Source organism: Williamsia deligens, from assembly GCF_024171765.1.
GTDB lineage: Bacteria > Actinomycetota > Actinomycetes > Mycobacteriales > Mycobacteriaceae > Williamsia_A > Williamsia_A deligens.
In genome coordinates this window covers 1858981-1874196 of record NZ_JAMTCI010000001.1, presented here as the reverse complement: position 1 = coordinate 1874196, position 15216 = coordinate 1858981, and the positions used below count along the sequence as shown (strand labels likewise).

Below are 15216 nucleotides of genomic sequence, written 5' to 3'. Positions count from 1 at the left end.
CGCCGCCCGCGACCTCAGGTCGCGGGCGGCGGTGTCTTCTCCGGGTCCGGTGTCGTCGCTCACAGACGCCGGCTCCCGCTTGACCGCAAAGTGGTAGTCACTAACACTAGGCAGCGAGCGTCAGATGGTGGCGCATCTCGTCTTCTCTCGCGAAAGGCCTCCTCATGGCGTCCCTTCTCTTCCGGGTGGGTCGGTTCTGCTACCGACACCGGTGGCCGGTCATCGCGGCGTGGGTGTTGGCCCTCGTGGTCGTCGCGTCCCTCGTCGGCGTGCTCAAGCCGACCTTCGCCAAGGACTTCAGCCTCCCCGGCACCGACTCGGGGACGGCGACGTCGCAGGTCGAGAAGTACTTCCCCGAGGTGCAGAAGCAGCAGATGCAGGCGTCGACGAGCGTCCTCGTCGCCGCACCCGACGGGCTGGCGAAGCACACCGCGCAGATCGACAAGTTGGTGGCGGACCTGAAGGGGTTGCCCGAGCTCACCGACTCCGCTGCGATCGTGAACCCGGTCGCGGCGGCACAGGCACGTCCACAACTGGCCGCGCAGGTGCTCGGCGACAACGGCCGCGTCGGTCTGATCCAGGTGCGTCAGGCGATCGAGGTCACCGACCTCAAGGTCGCCGACAAGGAGAAGTTGACGTCGGTCCTGTCCGAGAACCGCGGCGGCGGTCTGGAGGTCGAGGCCACCGGTTCGTTGATGCAGGCCCAGGAGCCGCCGGGCAAGGCCGAGGCCATCGGCTTCGCGGTCGCGTTCGTCGTCATGATCGTCGCGTTCGGCGCGCTGGTCGCCTCGTTCATCCCGCTGATCACCGGTCTCGTCGGCGTCGGTCTGACCATCATGCTGGTGACGCTGGGCGCGGAGTTCCTGTCCATCAACCAGACCGCCACGGCCATCGTCACGATGCTCGGCATCGCGGTCTCCATCGACTACGCACTCTTCATCGTCTCGCGGTACCGGACGGAGCTCCGCAAGGGCGGTGATGCCGCCGATGCCGCGGGGCGTGCGGTCGGCACCGCCGGCTCGGCGGTCGTGTTCGCCGGCCTGACCGTCGCCATCGCCGTCGTCGCGCTCACCGTCATCGGTATCCCGCTGATCACCCAGATGGGTTCGGGCGCAGCGATCGCCGTCGGCGTCGCCGTGCTCGGCGCACTCACCCTGATCCCCGCGCTGCTCGGTGCGGTCCGACGCTTCGCGTTCACCCCGCGGATCCCGTGGATCAAGCACGCCGAGGCCACGCCCGACTCGAACCCGCTCGGCGTGCGGTTCGGGAAGATGGTGGTCAAGCGCCCGCTGCCGTTCATCATCGTCGGTCTCGCGGTGTTGGCGATCGCCGCGATCCCGGCCACCAAGATGGAACTGGGCCTGTCGTTGAGCAACGACGACGAGGCCGCGGCACAGTCGTTGCTGCAGCGCGGTTTCGGTCAGGGCATCAACGGCCCGTTGCTGGCGGTGGTGCACTCCGAGGACGGCAAGCCGGTCGCGGCGATCGCGCAGCAGACCGTCGACCACATCAAGACCCTCGGTGACGTCGCGAACGCTCGTGCGCTGCAGTCGATCCCGAACCAGGCCGGTGACACCGCCCTGATCACGGTGACCCCCACCAGCGCACCCGCCGCCGAGGCGACGCACACGTTGATGGAGAACATCCGGGACTTCGGCCCCACCGTCGAGAAGGCCGGCGCTGAACTGCACGTCGGCGGTCAGACGGCCATCACCTCGGACCTGTCGGCCAAGCTGAACTCGGCGCTGATCCCCTATCTGATCGTGGTGGTGGGCCTGGCGTTCCTGGTGATGATCGGCGTCTTCCGATCACTGTGGGTGCCGCTGCTGGCCACCGTCGGCTTCCTGTTCTCGGTCGCCGCGACCTTCGGGCTGACGGTCGCGATCTTCCAGGAGGGGACCTTCGGCCTCGTCAGCCACCCACGCGAGATCCTGTCGTTCCTGCCGATCTTCGGGATCGGCGTGGTGTTCGGCCTCGCGATGGACTACCAGGTGTTCCTGGTGACACGGATGCGCGAGGAGTTCGTCCACGGGCTCACCACGAAGGAGGCGATCATCGCCGGCTACCGGCATGGCGCACGCGTGGTGACATCTGCCGCGATCATCATGATCAGTGTGTTCGCCGCGTTCATGCTCGCGCCGGACACGACGTCGAAGATGATCGGGTTCACCCTGGCCGCCGCGGTCCTGTTCGACGCCTTTGTCATCCGCATGATGGTGGTGCCCGCGTGTATCGCGCTGCTGGGTGACCGGGCGTGGTCGCTGCCGAAGTGGCTGGACCGCTTCGTCATCGACTTCGACATCGAGGGGACCAAGGTGATCGATCGCGGTGTGCCGGACGCCTCGGCGCGGACGACGGCGGAGGCAGTGGGGTCCGCCCGGTGACCGTCGCGGGGCAGGACCGCCCGGGTGGCTTGCGGGAACGCAACAAGCGGCGCACCCGCGCCGCCATCCGGGCGGCTGCCCTGCGGCTCTGCCTCGAGCAGGGGTTCGCCGCGACGACGGTGGAACAGATCGCCGCGGAGGCGGAGGTCTCGCCGACGACGTTCTTCCGCTACTTCCCGTCGAAGGAGGACGTCATCATCACCGACGACCTCCTCGAGGACCGACCGCCGATGTTCGTCGGCGCGCCCGCCGGGATGTCCGCGTTCGACCTCGTGCGCTGGGAGGTCCGCAACCTCTTCGAGTGGTCCGCGGGCGACGAGTGGGCCGGCAACCCGGACCGGGCACGACTGATCCGCGCCGACCCGGTGCTCAAGGCGGCGCAGCAGGACCTGTTCGAACGCCGGATCGGGGAGGGCACGCGTGTTCTCGCCGAGTACCTGGGGCGGCCTCTCGACGACTTCGGGGTCCGCGTGTTCCTCGGCGCGGTGACCGGTGCCATCAACCAGGTGGTGGACCCCGAGGACGACCCCGAACCCGACGTCGCGCTGCAGGCCGTCATGGACGTCCTGGACCTGTTGGAGCGCGGGATCCCGTTGTGAGTGCGACGCACTGATCGCGGCGGGCTGGTAGACGTGGAGGGGACGGCGCTACAGCCCCCGGCCTCGTCGCAGGAGATGTCGTCCACCGACGTCCACCATCGCCGACACAGAGCCGGAGCCGTCCCCATGCCGTCAGTCGAACGCACCTTCTCCACCACCGCACCCCGATCGTCCGTCGTCGAGTACCTCGCCGACTTCTCCCACGCCGAGCAGTGGGATCCCGGGACCCAGCGGTGCACGCGCAACGACGACGGACCCGTGCGCGTGGGGTCGTCGTGGCACAACGAGTCGCAGATCGCGGGCGTCAGCACGGAGCTGACCTACACGCTCACCGAACTGACGGACAGTCGCATCGTCCTCGTGGGTCGCAACGAGACCGCCACGTCCACCGAGACGATCACCGTCGCCGACGTCACCCAGGACGGCGGGGCCGGGAGCACCGTCACCTACCACAACGACGTCGAGCTCAGCGGTGCAGCGAAGCTGGCCTCACCGGTGGTGAAGGTCCTCTTCGAGAAGCTCGGCAACGACACCGAGAAGAAGCTCGTCGAGGTCCTGGACGCGTTGCCCGCGGCACACGGTGGCTGACGCGGCACGCACGCCGTCCGCGGCCCGCCACGACGTGGTGATCCTCGGCGGTGGCAACGCCGGGATCGCCGTCGCCGCCCACCTCCGACGGCGGGGGATCAGCGACGTCGCGATCGTCGAGCCGTCGAGGACGCACACCTACCGCCCGCTGCTGTCGTACGTCGGCGGAGGTGAGGCGTCGATCGCCGTCGCCCAGCGGTCCCAGGCCGCGGTGACACCGTCGGGGGTCACGTGGATCCGGCGATCGGTCGTCGAGATCGTCCCCGGTACCGGCGACGACGAGCACACCGTGGTGTGCGACGACGGTCGGCGGGTGCGCTGCCGCGACCTCGTCGTCGCCACGGGCCTCGTCCCCGATCACGATGAGCTGCCCGGCGTCACCGCGGCGCTGACCACGCCCGGTGTGGTGAGCAACTACCTGGACGCGGCCACGCGGACCTGGACCGGCATCCGCACGCTCGGACGCACCGGCGGCCACGCCGTGTTCACCCTCCCCCGTCCACCGGTGAGCTGTTCGGCGACGACGCTCAAGCCCCTCTTCCTCGCGCTCGACCAGTGGCGCGACCACCACGCCTCGGTGTGGACGACGCTGCTCGTCGACCGTCCGACGCTCACCGGTGTCGACGATCTCGACCGCACCATCCGACGGGCTCTCGACGACCGCGGCGTCCGCGTCCGGTACGACACGGCCGTCGTCGGGCTCGATCCCGACGCCCGCCGCATCACCGCCCGGACGTCGACCGGCACGCAGGACTCCCTCGACTACGACCTGCTGCACCTCGTCCCGCCGTATCGCGCCGGCACACAGATCGCCGACGCCGGTCTCGCGTCCGACCACGCGGGTCTCGTCGACGTGGACCCGGAGACGTTCGCGCACAACCGGTTCCCACGGGTGTGGTCGCTCGGGGACTGTGCGGACCTCGGCACCGACCCCTCCGGTGGGGCGCTGCGCAAACAGGCCCCGGTGTGCGCGCACAACATCCGCGCCGCTCGGCGCGGCGAGTCGCCACAGAGGTACGACGGGTACACCGTCGCCCCGGTCACCCTGAGCCGTCACCGGGCCATCCTCGGCGAGTTCGACCGCACACGCGCGCTGACGACGTCGCTGCCGGCGTTCCTCTCACCGCTGAGACCCCGACTGCTCATCTGGGCGTTCGACCGCTATGCCCTGCCGCAGATCTACTGGCGTCTCATCCTGCGCGGCCTGGCCTGACCTCGCCTCTCGCCTCGGTCGACACCCTCCTCGGCCCTCTGTGAGCGTTCCCATAAGCGGGAATCGCGCAGGACCCGTCCGGACCGTCGTCGGCGACGAAGACCCGATGACGTCATCGTGCTCGAGCGCACGGCGTCGAGACCACGATCCGCGGCGTCCACGTCGCGAGACATCAACGACAGGAACACCTCTCATGAAGATCTCGTACCGCAAGGCTGTCATCGGCGCAGCGATCGCCGCTGTCGCCATCCTCCCCGCAGCCGCCTGCTCCAGCGACGACTCGTCGTCGGGCTCGTCGACGTCGTCGTCGGCGTCCGCCCCGGAGTCGTCGGCTGCGCAGAGCACCCCGGCCCCGCTCGCCACGGTTCCCACCCTCACCGGGCGTGACACCGCTGTCGCCCTGGACTCCGGCTTCACCGGTGCGCTCACCACCCTGAAGCTGACCCCGGGTGTCGTGGGAGGGGCCAAGCTCGAGAACGGGTCGCTCGTGTTCCCGATCACCGGCGGCAACGTCACCTACTACAAGCCCGGCTCCATCCAGCCGTACGTGCAGGGCATCATCGACCACCAGGGCGCAGGGTTCTCCCTCACCGGTGGCGGCAAGACCGTCGACATCACCAACCTGACCATCGACCCGGGCACCTCGAAGCTCATGGCCGACGTCAGCGTCGACGGGAAGGTCGCTGCGCCACAGGCGGTCGTGTTCGATCTCGACGGCAGCACCCTGAAGCCGCTGCAGAGCAACCCCGACGGCACCGCGGTGCTCGAGGGCACCCGTGTGCTCATCTCGCCGACGGCCGCGGGCCTGCTGAACCAGACCTTCAACACCGATGCGGTCAAGGCCGGTCTGCTGGTGGGCATCGCGAAGATCACCATCAACACCAAGTGATGTGCGCCGGCCTGAGCCGGCAGTGACGCACCACGACGACGGCCGCCGGGCAGGACCCGGCGGCCGTTGTCGTGGTCAGAGGTCGGTCATCGCGCGTTCGGTCCGATGTCGAGGAGCTGCTCGAAGAACCCGCCGATACCCACGTCGCGGTCGACCAGATGGACCTCGAGGATCCAGTGGCACGTCAGGCCCGCGCGGTCTCGGCGTCGCATCGGTTCCCGCGAACCGGGCGCGATGTAACTGCCGACCTCACTGCCCGAGATGTGCTTGTGCGGGAACTGCCCGACGAGATGCCCGGCGATGCTCCCGCCGAACTCCCATCCCGCGTCGGCCGCGAGTCGGCACACATGGTCGTACAGCTGCTCGCCGGTGATGTCCTCGGTGGCGGCGAAATGGTCACGCGCGCCGTCCCACACGGTCTGCACCGACGCGGCCAGCGCATGCTTGCGCGCATCGTCGCCGACGACATAGGTACGACCGAGGTCGGCCTCCCACTGTTCGAGCACCGGCCCGAGATCGAGGAAGACGATGTCGTCCTCCGCGATGTCACGGTCCGGGGGGTTCTCGCTGTACGGGTGCAGTGTGTTCGGACCGGCACGGACGATCCGCTTGTGCCAGAAACGATCCACGTCGAACATGTCCGCCGCGAGGTCGCGGACGGTGTCGCTCGCGGCCCTCTCGGACACCCCCGGCCGGAGGATCCCGCGGGCGACGACGGCGTCGAACAGCTCGACGGCTCGGGCCTCGGCCGCGATGAGCTGCTGCGCACGGACCTCCTCGTCGGTCTCGACCGCCACGCCCGCGGGGTCCGTCACTTCACCAGCGGGGCAAGCGTCTTCGCGGTCAGCTCGACGATCCCGGGCACGTGACCGTTGGTGATGCAGTTGACCAACACACCGTCGATGCCGTGGCCGTCGACCTTCGGGTCGAGGATGCGGCGCTGCACCTGCTCGGCGACGTCGTCGGGTGTACCACAGAAGTGGCGTGCCGTCGCCGCGGACCGTCCGGCCTCGTCGAGGCTGTCGAGGTCGACGCCCGTCTTGCGGAGGAACTGCTTCTGCAGATCCCGTGCGGTGTCGCCGTTCTCGTCGATGATGACGAACGCGAGGTAGCTGGTCTCCAGCGACGCGCGATCACGTCCGGCCTCGTCGCAGCGGGCGGCGAGTGCCTCGAGCTTGCGGGGGATCTCGTCGTCGCCGCAGATGATGTTGAGGTGGTCGGCGTGGCGGGCGGCGAGACCGAAGGTCTTCTTCTCGCCACCACCGCCGAGCATGATCGGCAGGTCGTCACGGATGCGCGGCTCGTTCAGCGTGCCGTGCGCCTGGTACCACTTGCCGTCGAGCTCGGGATGTCCTCCGCGGAGCATCGGTTCGATGATGCCCAACGCCTCCTCGAGACGTTCGAAACGCTCGGTGAAGGTGCCGAACTCGTAGCCCATCTGCTGGTGCTCGAGCTCGTACCACCCGGCGCCGAGAGCCAGCACCGCGCGCCCGTTGCTGACCAGGTCCAGCGTCGTCACCGTCTTCGCCAGCATCGCCGGGTTCCGATAGGTGTTGCCGGTGACCAACGTCGAGAGCTGGATGCTCTGCGTCGCCGAGGCGAGCGCGCCGAGGAGTGTGTACGCCTCGAGCATCGGCTCCTCGGGGGCACCAATCCCGGGGAGTTGGTAGAAGTGGTCCATCACGAGAACGGTGTCGAACCCGCTGCTCTCGGCCTCGCGGGCCTGGGCGATGACGGTCGGGACGATGTCCGCGGCCGAACCGGGGTAGGTGAAGTTGGGGATCTGGTAACCGAGGCGGATGCTCACCCGATCCACACTAGGCCCGTGGGCCCCGGCGTGACCGGGAGTCGGATCAGCTCCCGAACGGGCTGACTCTCGGGGTCGCGACGGGGTACGCCTCGACGCGCATGACGACCGATCCGGCGCAGGGTCCCGACGCGATGTCGGTCCGCCACGACCCGGCGAACGTCCCGCCCGGCTGCGGTGTGTAGTACGCGACCGAGTGCGCCGGCGCGTACACCTTGGGCTTGCCGGGACCCATGTAGCAGTCCCACTGCCAGTCGTAGACGTGGACCCAGCTGGTCCCGTCGAAGGTGTAGCGGGCGGGCTGCGGGAGGGTCGCGTTCGCCGGCGCAGGACCCGAGATGACCGTGGCGGTGCACGTCTCGCCGACGCACACCGTCTGGAACCGGTAGACATCGGAGAAGTCGGGCTCGTGCTGTGTGGCGGCGAGGCTGGTCCCGGACTTCGTCGCCGCGAACCGCTTCAGCGACCAGTCACCGTTCCAGGCGGGTTGAGCCGCGCTCGCGGGCCCCGTCCCGGCCACCGCGGCGACGAGCAGTCCCAGCACGATCACGATCGTCGTCCGCATGAGTGCAGTAGACGCGCTCCCGTCCTGGATGTCCAGTGTGTCCGGGTCGTCCTCAGATGAGGTGGGCCAGCTGATCCATGAGTGCCGCACGGTTGCCGGCGACCTCGGAGTCCCGCAACGCGCGGGCGTCGTCGACGACGATCTCGTCGTCGTCCTTGCCGAGGAGGTCCATCACCTCGGCGACGAACGCGTCGAGTGGCATCGCCCACTCCGCGCTCGACTGGCCGGCGAAGATCTCGGTCTGGACGGCCGGCGGCACCAGTTCGCGTACACGGACGCCGGAGTCGCGCAGCTGGATCCGGAGGGAGTCGGTGAAGGCGTGCACGAACGCCTTGGTCGCCGAGTAGGTCGGCATCGGCGCGAGCGGCGTGAACGCCAGTCCCGACGACACGGTGACGATCGTGCCCGAGCCCATCTGCGCGAGGTGCTCGGTGAACGCGCCGACGAGTCGCACGGTGCCGAGGATGTTCGTGGTGACGATCCGCTCCGCCGTGTCGACGAAGCCGCTCGTGGTGAGGTCCTCCGGCTCCGCGAAGCCGGCCATCGTGATCAGGGTGTCGGTCTGCGGGAACCGGTCCAGGACGTCGGCGGTGGCCGCCGCGATCGAGGCGGGGTCGGCGACGTCGACGACGACGGCCTCGATGCCGGGGTGCTCGGCGGCGAGCTCGTCGAGCAACCCGCGCCGTCGACCGCCCGCGATGACGGTGTTGCCCGCCTGGTGCAGCGCGACGGCGAGTGCACGGCCGATGCCCGACGTGGCGCCGGGGATGACGATGGTGCGTCCGGTCATGTCCATGATGTCCTCCTCTGGTGCCGGGCTCCGATGTCCCGGCGGTGACACCAGTCGACCGTCGGCGGTGACGCTGAGGAAGGCACAGTCGATCGGGGGACCGTCGGTCCCTGGATACGCGGCGCAGGCGCGGACATTCTGGTGACGACCACGAGACGACCGGAGGTGGCGGTGGACCGCGCAGGACTGGCCGAGTTCCTGACCCGCAGGCGAGAGGCCCTGCAACCCGAGGACGTCGGGTTGCCGCGGGGTGAGCGGCGCCGCACGCCCGGGCTGCGCCGGGAGGAGGTCGCGATGCTGGCCGGCATGTCGACCGACTACCTGTCGCGACTCGAGCAGCAGCGCGGGCCGCAGCCGTCGGATCAGATGCTGACCGCCCTCGCCCGCGCGCTGCACCTGTCGCTGGCCGAGCGTGACCACCTCTTCGCGCTCGCCGGTCACACCGCGCCGCAGCGTCTCTCGCGGGGTGACCACGTACCACCCGGCCTGCTCCGGATCCTCGACCGCCTCGGCGACACCCCGGCGATGGTGGTGACCAGCGCCGGCGAGACCCTGGTGCAGACCCGTCCCGCGACAGCCCTGCTCGGCGACGAGACGCGACACTCCGGACTCGCGCGCAGCGTCGTCTACCGGTGGTTCGCCGTCCCCGGTGCGCGCGGCCGGGTGCCCGCGGCCGACCACGACCACCACACCCGCGCCCACACCGCGCGACTGCGCCGGGCGGTCGCCGTCGAGGGTGACTCCTCGCGCGCGGCGGAGATCAGCCGCGCCCTGCTGGCGGAGTCGGCGGAGTTCCGCGCGGTGTGGGAACGCCACGACGTCGACGTCGCGCTGGACACCACGAGCAAGCGGATCGACCACCCCGAGCTGGGGGTGGTGGAGGTCGACTGCCAGACGCTGACCGATCCCGACCAGGGCCTGTCGTTGCTGGTGTACACCGCGACGCCGGGCAGCGAGAGCCACGAGAAGCTCGCGATGCTCGCGGCGGTCAGTCCGGTGTGACCGGGTGCGGCGTCAGCCGCATCGTCACCGCGACGGTCGCCGCAGCGGACACGACCGCGCAGGCCGCGGCGATCGTCGCGAGGCTCAGGACGGAGTGCGCCGCGGCGAGGATCACGACGACCTCGACGGCCAGCACCACCCACGGGATGGTCGCGACGCGGGTCCGGTTGCGGGCGATCGCGGCGAGCAGCGCGACCTGCAGGACCGCCATGGCCCCGCCGGCGATCGCGAACAACCACAACAGGCCCGCGACGGGCCGGTAGTCGGTGCCGATGACGATCGGGACCAGCGGGCCGCCCACGGCGGCACCGATCGAGGTCACCGCCGACAGGCCGAGCAGCACGAGGACCGCGCCCCGCAGCGCGGCCGCGGACCGTTGCGCGTCGGCGAGGCGCGGGAAGACGACCAGACCCACCGCCTGGGGGAGCCAGTAGGCGACCTTCGCGGCGACGGTGCCGAGCGCGTAGACGCCGGAGTCGTTCTCGCTGAGGACCACCCGACTCAGCAGCAGGTCGATCGAGGTCGCGGTGACCAGCACCAGCTGCACCTGCGAGGCGTGCATCACCGATCGCGCGGACAGTCGGGGCAGCCCGGCGTCGTCGGTGTGGGTGACCAGCGACCGCACCTGGGACACGACGAGCCCAACGGCGGCGACAGCACCGATCATGGTGGCCAGCAACGCCGACGAGGCCTGGCCGCCGAGCGCGAGGGCGATCAGCGGCGGCACGGTTCGCGCGACGCCGACGAGCCCGATCACCCAGGCGAGCGCCCGGAAATGCTGGTGGCCCTGCAGGATCCCCTGCCCCACCGAGATGATCACCAACAGCGGCGCGACTGTGAAGGCGGCGGCGGTCGCGGGCAGACCCGTGTGCGCGATGGTCATGAACGGGACCACCGCGATCGCAGCGATCACCGCCACGGCGACGGCGGTGATCCCACCGAGCCGCACCAGCGACCGCGTGGACCTGCCGGCCACCACCTCGCGCGCGGTGACCGCCTGGACGGCGAGCGCGGGGACACCGAGCACCAGCGTCGCCTGCAGCAGGACGGCGAACTCCCCGTACTGGTCGGGTGAGAGCCACCGCGACGCGGGCAGGTGCACGAAATAGGCGCAGACGTTCGCGACCATCGACCCGACGGCCACCTGTCCGACCGACGAGGCCAGCGACCCCGACGCCGCCGCCGCACGGGGGCGTCGTCGAAGCCAGGTGGTCACGGCGTCGAGTCTCCCAGGTCGCGCTAGGGTCGCCGACCATGGGCCGCAGGGGCGCCGGCGGGGCGATATGGGCGGCGTCGGGGGCCCTGTCCGCGCTGATCGTGGCGCCGCTGTGGTCGGGCGGGTACCTCCTCTACCGCGACGCCGTCTCGACGCCGCGCGGCCACGTGACCGACACCGCCCTGGGCCTCGGCGACCTCCCCGCCCGCGCGGTGCCGCAGGACTGGGCGGTCGCCGTCCTGTCGCACGTCGTCGACGGCGGGCTCGTCGTGGTGGCACTGACGACGCTCGCACTCGTCCTGACCGGCGCCGGTGCCGGTCGGCTCGCGCAGCGACTCCTCCCCGCTGCGGGGACGCCCGGTGCGATCGCGGCGGTGGCGGTCGCGGTGTGGAATCCCTTCGTCGCCGAGCGGCTGCTGCAGGGGCAGTGGAGTCTGCTGCTCGGCCTCGGTGCATTGAGTTGGATCGCCCTGGCCTGTCTGGACTGTCGCGAGACCGGCGGGGTGGCGTCGTGGCTGCGCCTGGCCGGCTGGTGCGCGGCCGCGGCGCTGACACCGACCGGTGGCCTGATGGCAGCCGTGCTGGTAGTCGCGGTGGTCGTCGTACCGACCGTCGCGCGGCGGCGGATCCGCCCGACGGCGTCCGCGGCCGCAGCCGTTGCTGTCGCGAACCTGCCGTGGGTGACGGCATCGATCCTGGCGGGGGCGTCGACCACCTCCGATCCCGGCGCGGTCGCGGTGTTCGCCGCCCGCGGCGAGCCCGGGCTGGGCACGCTCGGGTCCCTGGCCGGGCTGGCCGGGATCTGGAACGCCGACGCCGTGCCCGGCAGCCGCACGATCGGCTGGGCGGGCGTGGCCACCGCGTGCCTGCTGCTGGTCGTCGCCGTCGGGATCCCGGTGCTGTGGCGTCGTCGGCGGACACCGCTGATCGTCGAGTTGTCGGTGGTCGCCGTGGTCACGCTGGTGCTGTGCGCGCTCGCTGCGACGGGCCCCGGCCGATCGGCGCTCGGCGGTGTCGTCGATGTGGTCCCCGGTGCCGGGCTGCTCCGCGACACCGGGAAGTTCGTCGCACTCGCCGTCCCCGTCTACGCGGTGGCCGCCGCGGCTGCGGTGCAGCTGGTCGGTCGCTGGATCCCGCGTGGCGCGGCGGCGGGCGTCGCGGTCCTGCTCGTCGTGGCCCCGCTGCCCGACTTGGCGTGGGGCGTCGGCGGGGCGGTCCGCACCGTCGACTACCCGCAGGACTGGCGCGTCGTCGCCGAGGAGATCCCGGCGGGGTCGGGAGACGTGGTCACCGTCCCGGCGGGCACCAACAGGAGGTACGCGTTCACCGGCGGCGCGGTGTCCCTGGACCCGGCGGCACGGCTGCTGCGGGTCCCGGTGCTGGCGGGTGGGTCGTTGATCGTCGACGGTCGGACCGTGGATGCGCCGGATCCCGGATCGCGGGCGGCTCTCGCGGATCGCGTCGTCGCCGACGGCGGTACCGCAGCCGACCTCGCCCGGCTCGGCGTGGGGTGGGTGCTCGTCGAGGAGCCCGCGCAAGCCGCTCGGTGCGGTGCCGTGACGGTGAGCGGACTCCGGTGCGTCCACGACGGCGTCGACCTGGCGCTGCTGCGCGTCCCTGATCCGATCGTCGTGCGCGCGAGCACCGTGTCGCGATCGCTGTCCTGGGCCGCGCACCTGGTCTGGGTCGCCACGATCGCCGCCGGAATCGCCGCGGGGGCACGGCGTCGGCTGGTCCAATGGCGAGATGCCCGACGCTGACCTCCCGACCCCCGCCGACGACGTCGCCGCCATCACGCGGTTGAAGTACCGCTACCTGCGGACGTTGGACACCAAGCGGTGGGACGAGTTCGCCGACACCCTGACCCCGGACGTCACCGGCAACTACGGGGCGCAGCTCGAGTTCGCCGACCGCGACGCTCTCGTCGAGTTCATGCGGTCGTCGCTGGGGTCGGACGTGATCATCACCGAGCACCACGCCGGCCACCCGGAGATCGACGTCGACGGTGACACCGCGACGGGCCGCTGGTACCTGCAGGACCGGGTGATCGCGGCGAGCCTGAACTTCATGCTGTTCGGGGCCGCCTTCTACGACGACACCTACCGTCGCACCGCCGACGGGTGGCGGATCTGCCGGACCGGCTATCAGCGCACCTACGAGGCGACGCTGTCGCTGGCCGACGTGCCGAGCTTCTCCCTCTCGACGGGACCCGCGATCCTCCTGCCGGACGCGGCCGCGCCCAGCACCGACAGCACGGCGTCGGCTGTCGCGGGCCAGGAGTAGTCGGCGACACGGTCACGTCCCGCGGCGCCGAGGTCCTCGCGCCGCGCGCGATCGGTGAGCAGGTCGCCCGCAGCGGCCGCGAGGTCGTCTGGGGTGTCGACGAGGAGCCCGGTGACGCCGTCGACGACCGAGTCGGTGAGACCGCGCGACGAGCGATAACCGATGGTGGGGACGCCGTGCTGCGCGGCCTCGATCACCGCGAGACCCCACCCTTCGGTCCGCGACGGCATCAGGTGCACGTGCGCGCCCGACAGGATCCGGTGCTTGGTCAGCTCGTCGACGTGGCCGTGGAACGTGACGTGGTCGCCCACCCCGAGCTCGGTCGCGACGGCCCGCAGACGCGGCGCCCACCATCCGTCGCCGACGATGTCGAGGTGGACGTCGGGCATCGCGACACGCAGTCGGGCGACAGCGGCGAGCGCGTCCTCGATCTGCTTGTGCGGCACCAGTCGCGACACCACACAGAGGCGGTGTCCGGGGGTCGCGACGTGGCCGCGCACCTCGGCGGGGATGTCGTCGGCACCCGCGCGCACCACGGCGACGCGAGCACGGTCGACGCCGAGCAGGAGAAGATCGGCCGCGGACGGCTCGGACACCGTCAGGTACTGGTGACGACGGTGCACGCGGGGTGACAGCCACGACTCGATGAACCAGCCGACGGTCCCGAGCGCGCGTCCGGCGACCGGCCACTGCGCCTTGTGACAGTGGTGGACGAGGACGACGACCGGCGCGCGGGTGGCGAGCCGCGCGAAGAACGGGATGCCGTTCTGGGTGTCGACGACGACGTCGGGTCGGATGCCTTTCAGCGGACCGAGGCCGAGGCGTCCGGACGCGATGGCCACGAGCGCCCGCGGGTACACGCTGAGCCGTCCGCCCCCGCGGGAGATGCGGACACCGTCACGGACCTCGTCGCGGGCGGCCCCCCGGTACCCGGCGGTCCGGAGGGTGACCCGGATCCCGCGGCTCGCCAGCTCGGAACCGACGCGTTCCAGGTAGCGCTCGCTGCCGCCGCCCTGCGGGTGTCCGGTGTCTCGCCAGCACAGCAGCAGCACCTCGCGGACGGTGGGTTCGGGCGACACGCCGCCCACTCTAGGGTGTGGCGTGTGGTTGCCCCCGGACTCGCGCGACTGGCCCGCCGGGCCACGCTGCGGCGCGCCGCGGGCCTGCTGAACGACTTCCGCTACGAACAGCCCGACCCCGACCGCTTCTACTCCGCACTGGCCCGCGACTCCGTCGAGCTCATCGACGACCTGCACCCCGACGGCCTGTCGGGTGCGGGTGTCCTCGACGTCGGCGGTGGCCCCGGCTACTTCGCTGAGGGGTTCGCGTCCCGCGGCGCGCGCTACGTGTCCGCCGAGCCGGACCCCGCCGAGCTGCACGCGGCCGGGCTCCCCCACCGCGCCACGGTGCGCGCGTCGGGGATGGCGCTCCCGTTCGCCGACGAGTCCTTCGATGTCGTGTTCTCGTCGAACGTGGTCGAGCACGTGGCAGATCCGTGGCGGATGTGCGCCGAGATGCTGCGGGTGACCCGCCCGGGCGGCACGACGGTCATCAGTTACACGCTCTGGTACGGACCCTTCGGCGGGCACGAGATGGGCCTGACGCACTACCTGGGTGGTCACCGTGCCGCCCGCCTCTACACGCGGCGTCACGGACACCCACCGAAGAACCTGTTCGGCACCAGTCTCTTTCGCGTGACCGCGGCCGACGGACTGCGGTGGGCCGCGACCGTTCCCCCGTCGACGGCCGTCCTCGTCGGCGCCTTCCCCCGCTATCTCCCGTCGTGGATGTGGCGGGTCATGCGCGTGCCGATTCTGCGAGAACTGTTGGGCAGCAACCTGGTTCTGGTGTTCCGCAAGTCCCGCTGACTCCGACAGACG

The 15216-nt window shown here is 71.0% G+C and carries 14 protein-coding genes and 1 pseudogene; 9 read left to right on the top strand and 6 right to left on the bottom strand.

Annotation, left to right across the window (positions count from 1 at the left end; translation table 11 throughout):
* The first annotated feature begins 164 nt into the window (after window positions 1-164).
* The 5 genes from LX14_RS09020 to LX14_RS09000 all read left to right on the top strand — a co-directional run bounded on the left by LX14_RS09020 (window position 165) and on the right by LX14_RS09000 (window position 5673).
* Entirely contained in the window at window positions 165-2384 is a 2220-nt protein-coding gene (locus tag LX14_RS09020; protein ID WP_253646881.1) for an MMPL family transporter, read from the top strand.
* Window positions 2381-2983: a TetR/AcrR family transcriptional regulator gene (locus tag LX14_RS09015; protein ID WP_253646880.1), complete on the top strand. Its 603-nt coding sequence runs from the start codon at window positions 2381-2383 to the stop codon at window positions 2981-2983. Before LX14_RS09020 ends, LX14_RS09015 begins: the two co-directional genes overlap by 4 nt.
* A 126-nt stretch (window positions 2984-3109) precedes the next feature.
* Complete coding sequence (locus LX14_RS09010) at window positions 3110-3571, top strand: SRPBCC family protein (protein ID WP_253646879.1); 462 nt, start codon at window positions 3110-3112, stop codon at window positions 3569-3571.
* On the top strand, window positions 3564-4784 hold the full coding sequence (locus tag LX14_RS09005; RefSeq protein WP_253646878.1) for an NAD(P)/FAD-dependent oxidoreductase: 1221 nt from the start codon (window positions 3564-3566) through the stop codon (window positions 4782-4784). The genes LX14_RS09010 and LX14_RS09005 overlap by 8 nt, the downstream gene beginning before the upstream one ends.
* A 193-nt stretch (window positions 4785-4977) precedes the next feature.
* Window positions 4978-5673 (top strand): hypothetical protein, encoded by a 696-nt coding sequence (locus LX14_RS09000; RefSeq protein WP_253646877.1) that lies wholly within the window; start codon window positions 4978-4980, stop codon window positions 5671-5673.
* A gap of 86 nt (window positions 5674-5759) precedes the next feature.
* Here the strand turns inward: LX14_RS09000 and LX14_RS08995 are convergent, their stop codons facing one another.
* The 4 genes from LX14_RS08995 to LX14_RS08980 are packed head-to-tail and all read right to left on the bottom strand — an operon-like array spanning window position 5760 to window position 8841.
* The gene (locus tag LX14_RS08995; protein ID WP_253646876.1) at window positions 5760-6470 is read right to left on the bottom strand and encodes a M24 family metallopeptidase; all 711 of its coding nucleotides are present in this window, start codon (window positions 6468-6470) and stop codon (window positions 5760-5762) included.
* 14 nt (window positions 6471-6484) lie between these two features.
* The gene (locus tag LX14_RS08990) at window positions 6485-7480 is read right to left on the bottom strand and encodes an LLM class F420-dependent oxidoreductase (RefSeq protein ID WP_253646875.1); all 996 of its coding nucleotides are present in this window, start codon (window positions 7478-7480) and stop codon (window positions 6485-6487) included.
* Between the two features lie 46 nt (window positions 7481-7526).
* A complete protein-coding gene (locus LX14_RS08985) occupies window positions 7527-8045 on the bottom strand; it encodes an Rv2253 family sensor-like surface protein (protein WP_253646874.1) in 519 nt (172 codons plus the stop codon).
* Between the two features lie 52 nt (window positions 8046-8097).
* Entirely contained in the window at window positions 8098-8841 is a 744-nt protein-coding gene (locus LX14_RS08980; protein WP_253646873.1) for an SDR family oxidoreductase, read from the bottom strand.
* Between the two features lie 135 nt (window positions 8842-8976).
* Between LX14_RS08980 and LX14_RS08975 the strand changes: the two genes are divergently transcribed.
* The gene (locus tag LX14_RS08975) at window positions 8977-9837 is read left to right on the top strand and encodes a helix-turn-helix transcriptional regulator (RefSeq protein ID WP_253646872.1); all 861 of its coding nucleotides are present in this window, start codon (window positions 8977-8979) and stop codon (window positions 9835-9837) included.
* Here LX14_RS08975 and LX14_RS08970 read toward each other — a convergent pair.
* Entirely contained in the window at window positions 9824-11053 is a 1230-nt protein-coding gene (locus tag LX14_RS08970; RefSeq protein ID WP_253646871.1) for a lipopolysaccharide biosynthesis protein, read from the bottom strand. The two genes, LX14_RS08975 and LX14_RS08970, sit on opposite strands and share 14 nt — an antisense overlap.
* A gap of 38 nt (window positions 11054-11091) precedes the next feature.
* On the opposite strand from LX14_RS08970, the gene LX14_RS08965 reads away from it, so the two are divergent.
* Entirely contained in the window at window positions 11092-12813 is a 1722-nt protein-coding gene (locus tag LX14_RS08965; RefSeq protein ID WP_253646870.1) for an MmpA family trehalose lipid delivery protein, read from the top strand.
* Window positions 12800-13270, top strand: a pseudogene (locus tag LX14_RS08960) (nuclear transport factor 2 family protein); the annotation flags it as partial. The gene LX14_RS08965 and the pseudogene LX14_RS08960, both read left to right, overlap by 14 nt.
* Here the strand turns inward: LX14_RS08960 and LX14_RS08955 are convergent.
* Window positions 13207-14415: a glycosyltransferase family 4 protein gene (locus tag LX14_RS08955; RefSeq protein ID WP_253646869.1), complete on the bottom strand. Its 1209-nt coding sequence runs from the start codon at window positions 14413-14415 to the stop codon at window positions 13207-13209. The pseudogene LX14_RS08960 and the gene LX14_RS08955 sit on opposite strands and share 64 nt — an antisense overlap.
* 24 nt (window positions 14416-14439) lie before the next feature.
* On the opposite strand from LX14_RS08955, the gene LX14_RS08950 reads away from it, so the two are divergent.
* Window positions 14440-15204, top strand: a complete 765-nt coding sequence (locus LX14_RS08950) for a class I SAM-dependent methyltransferase (protein ID WP_253646868.1) — start codon at window positions 14440-14442, stop codon at window positions 15202-15204.
* Window positions 15205-15216 lie beyond the last annotated feature (12 nt).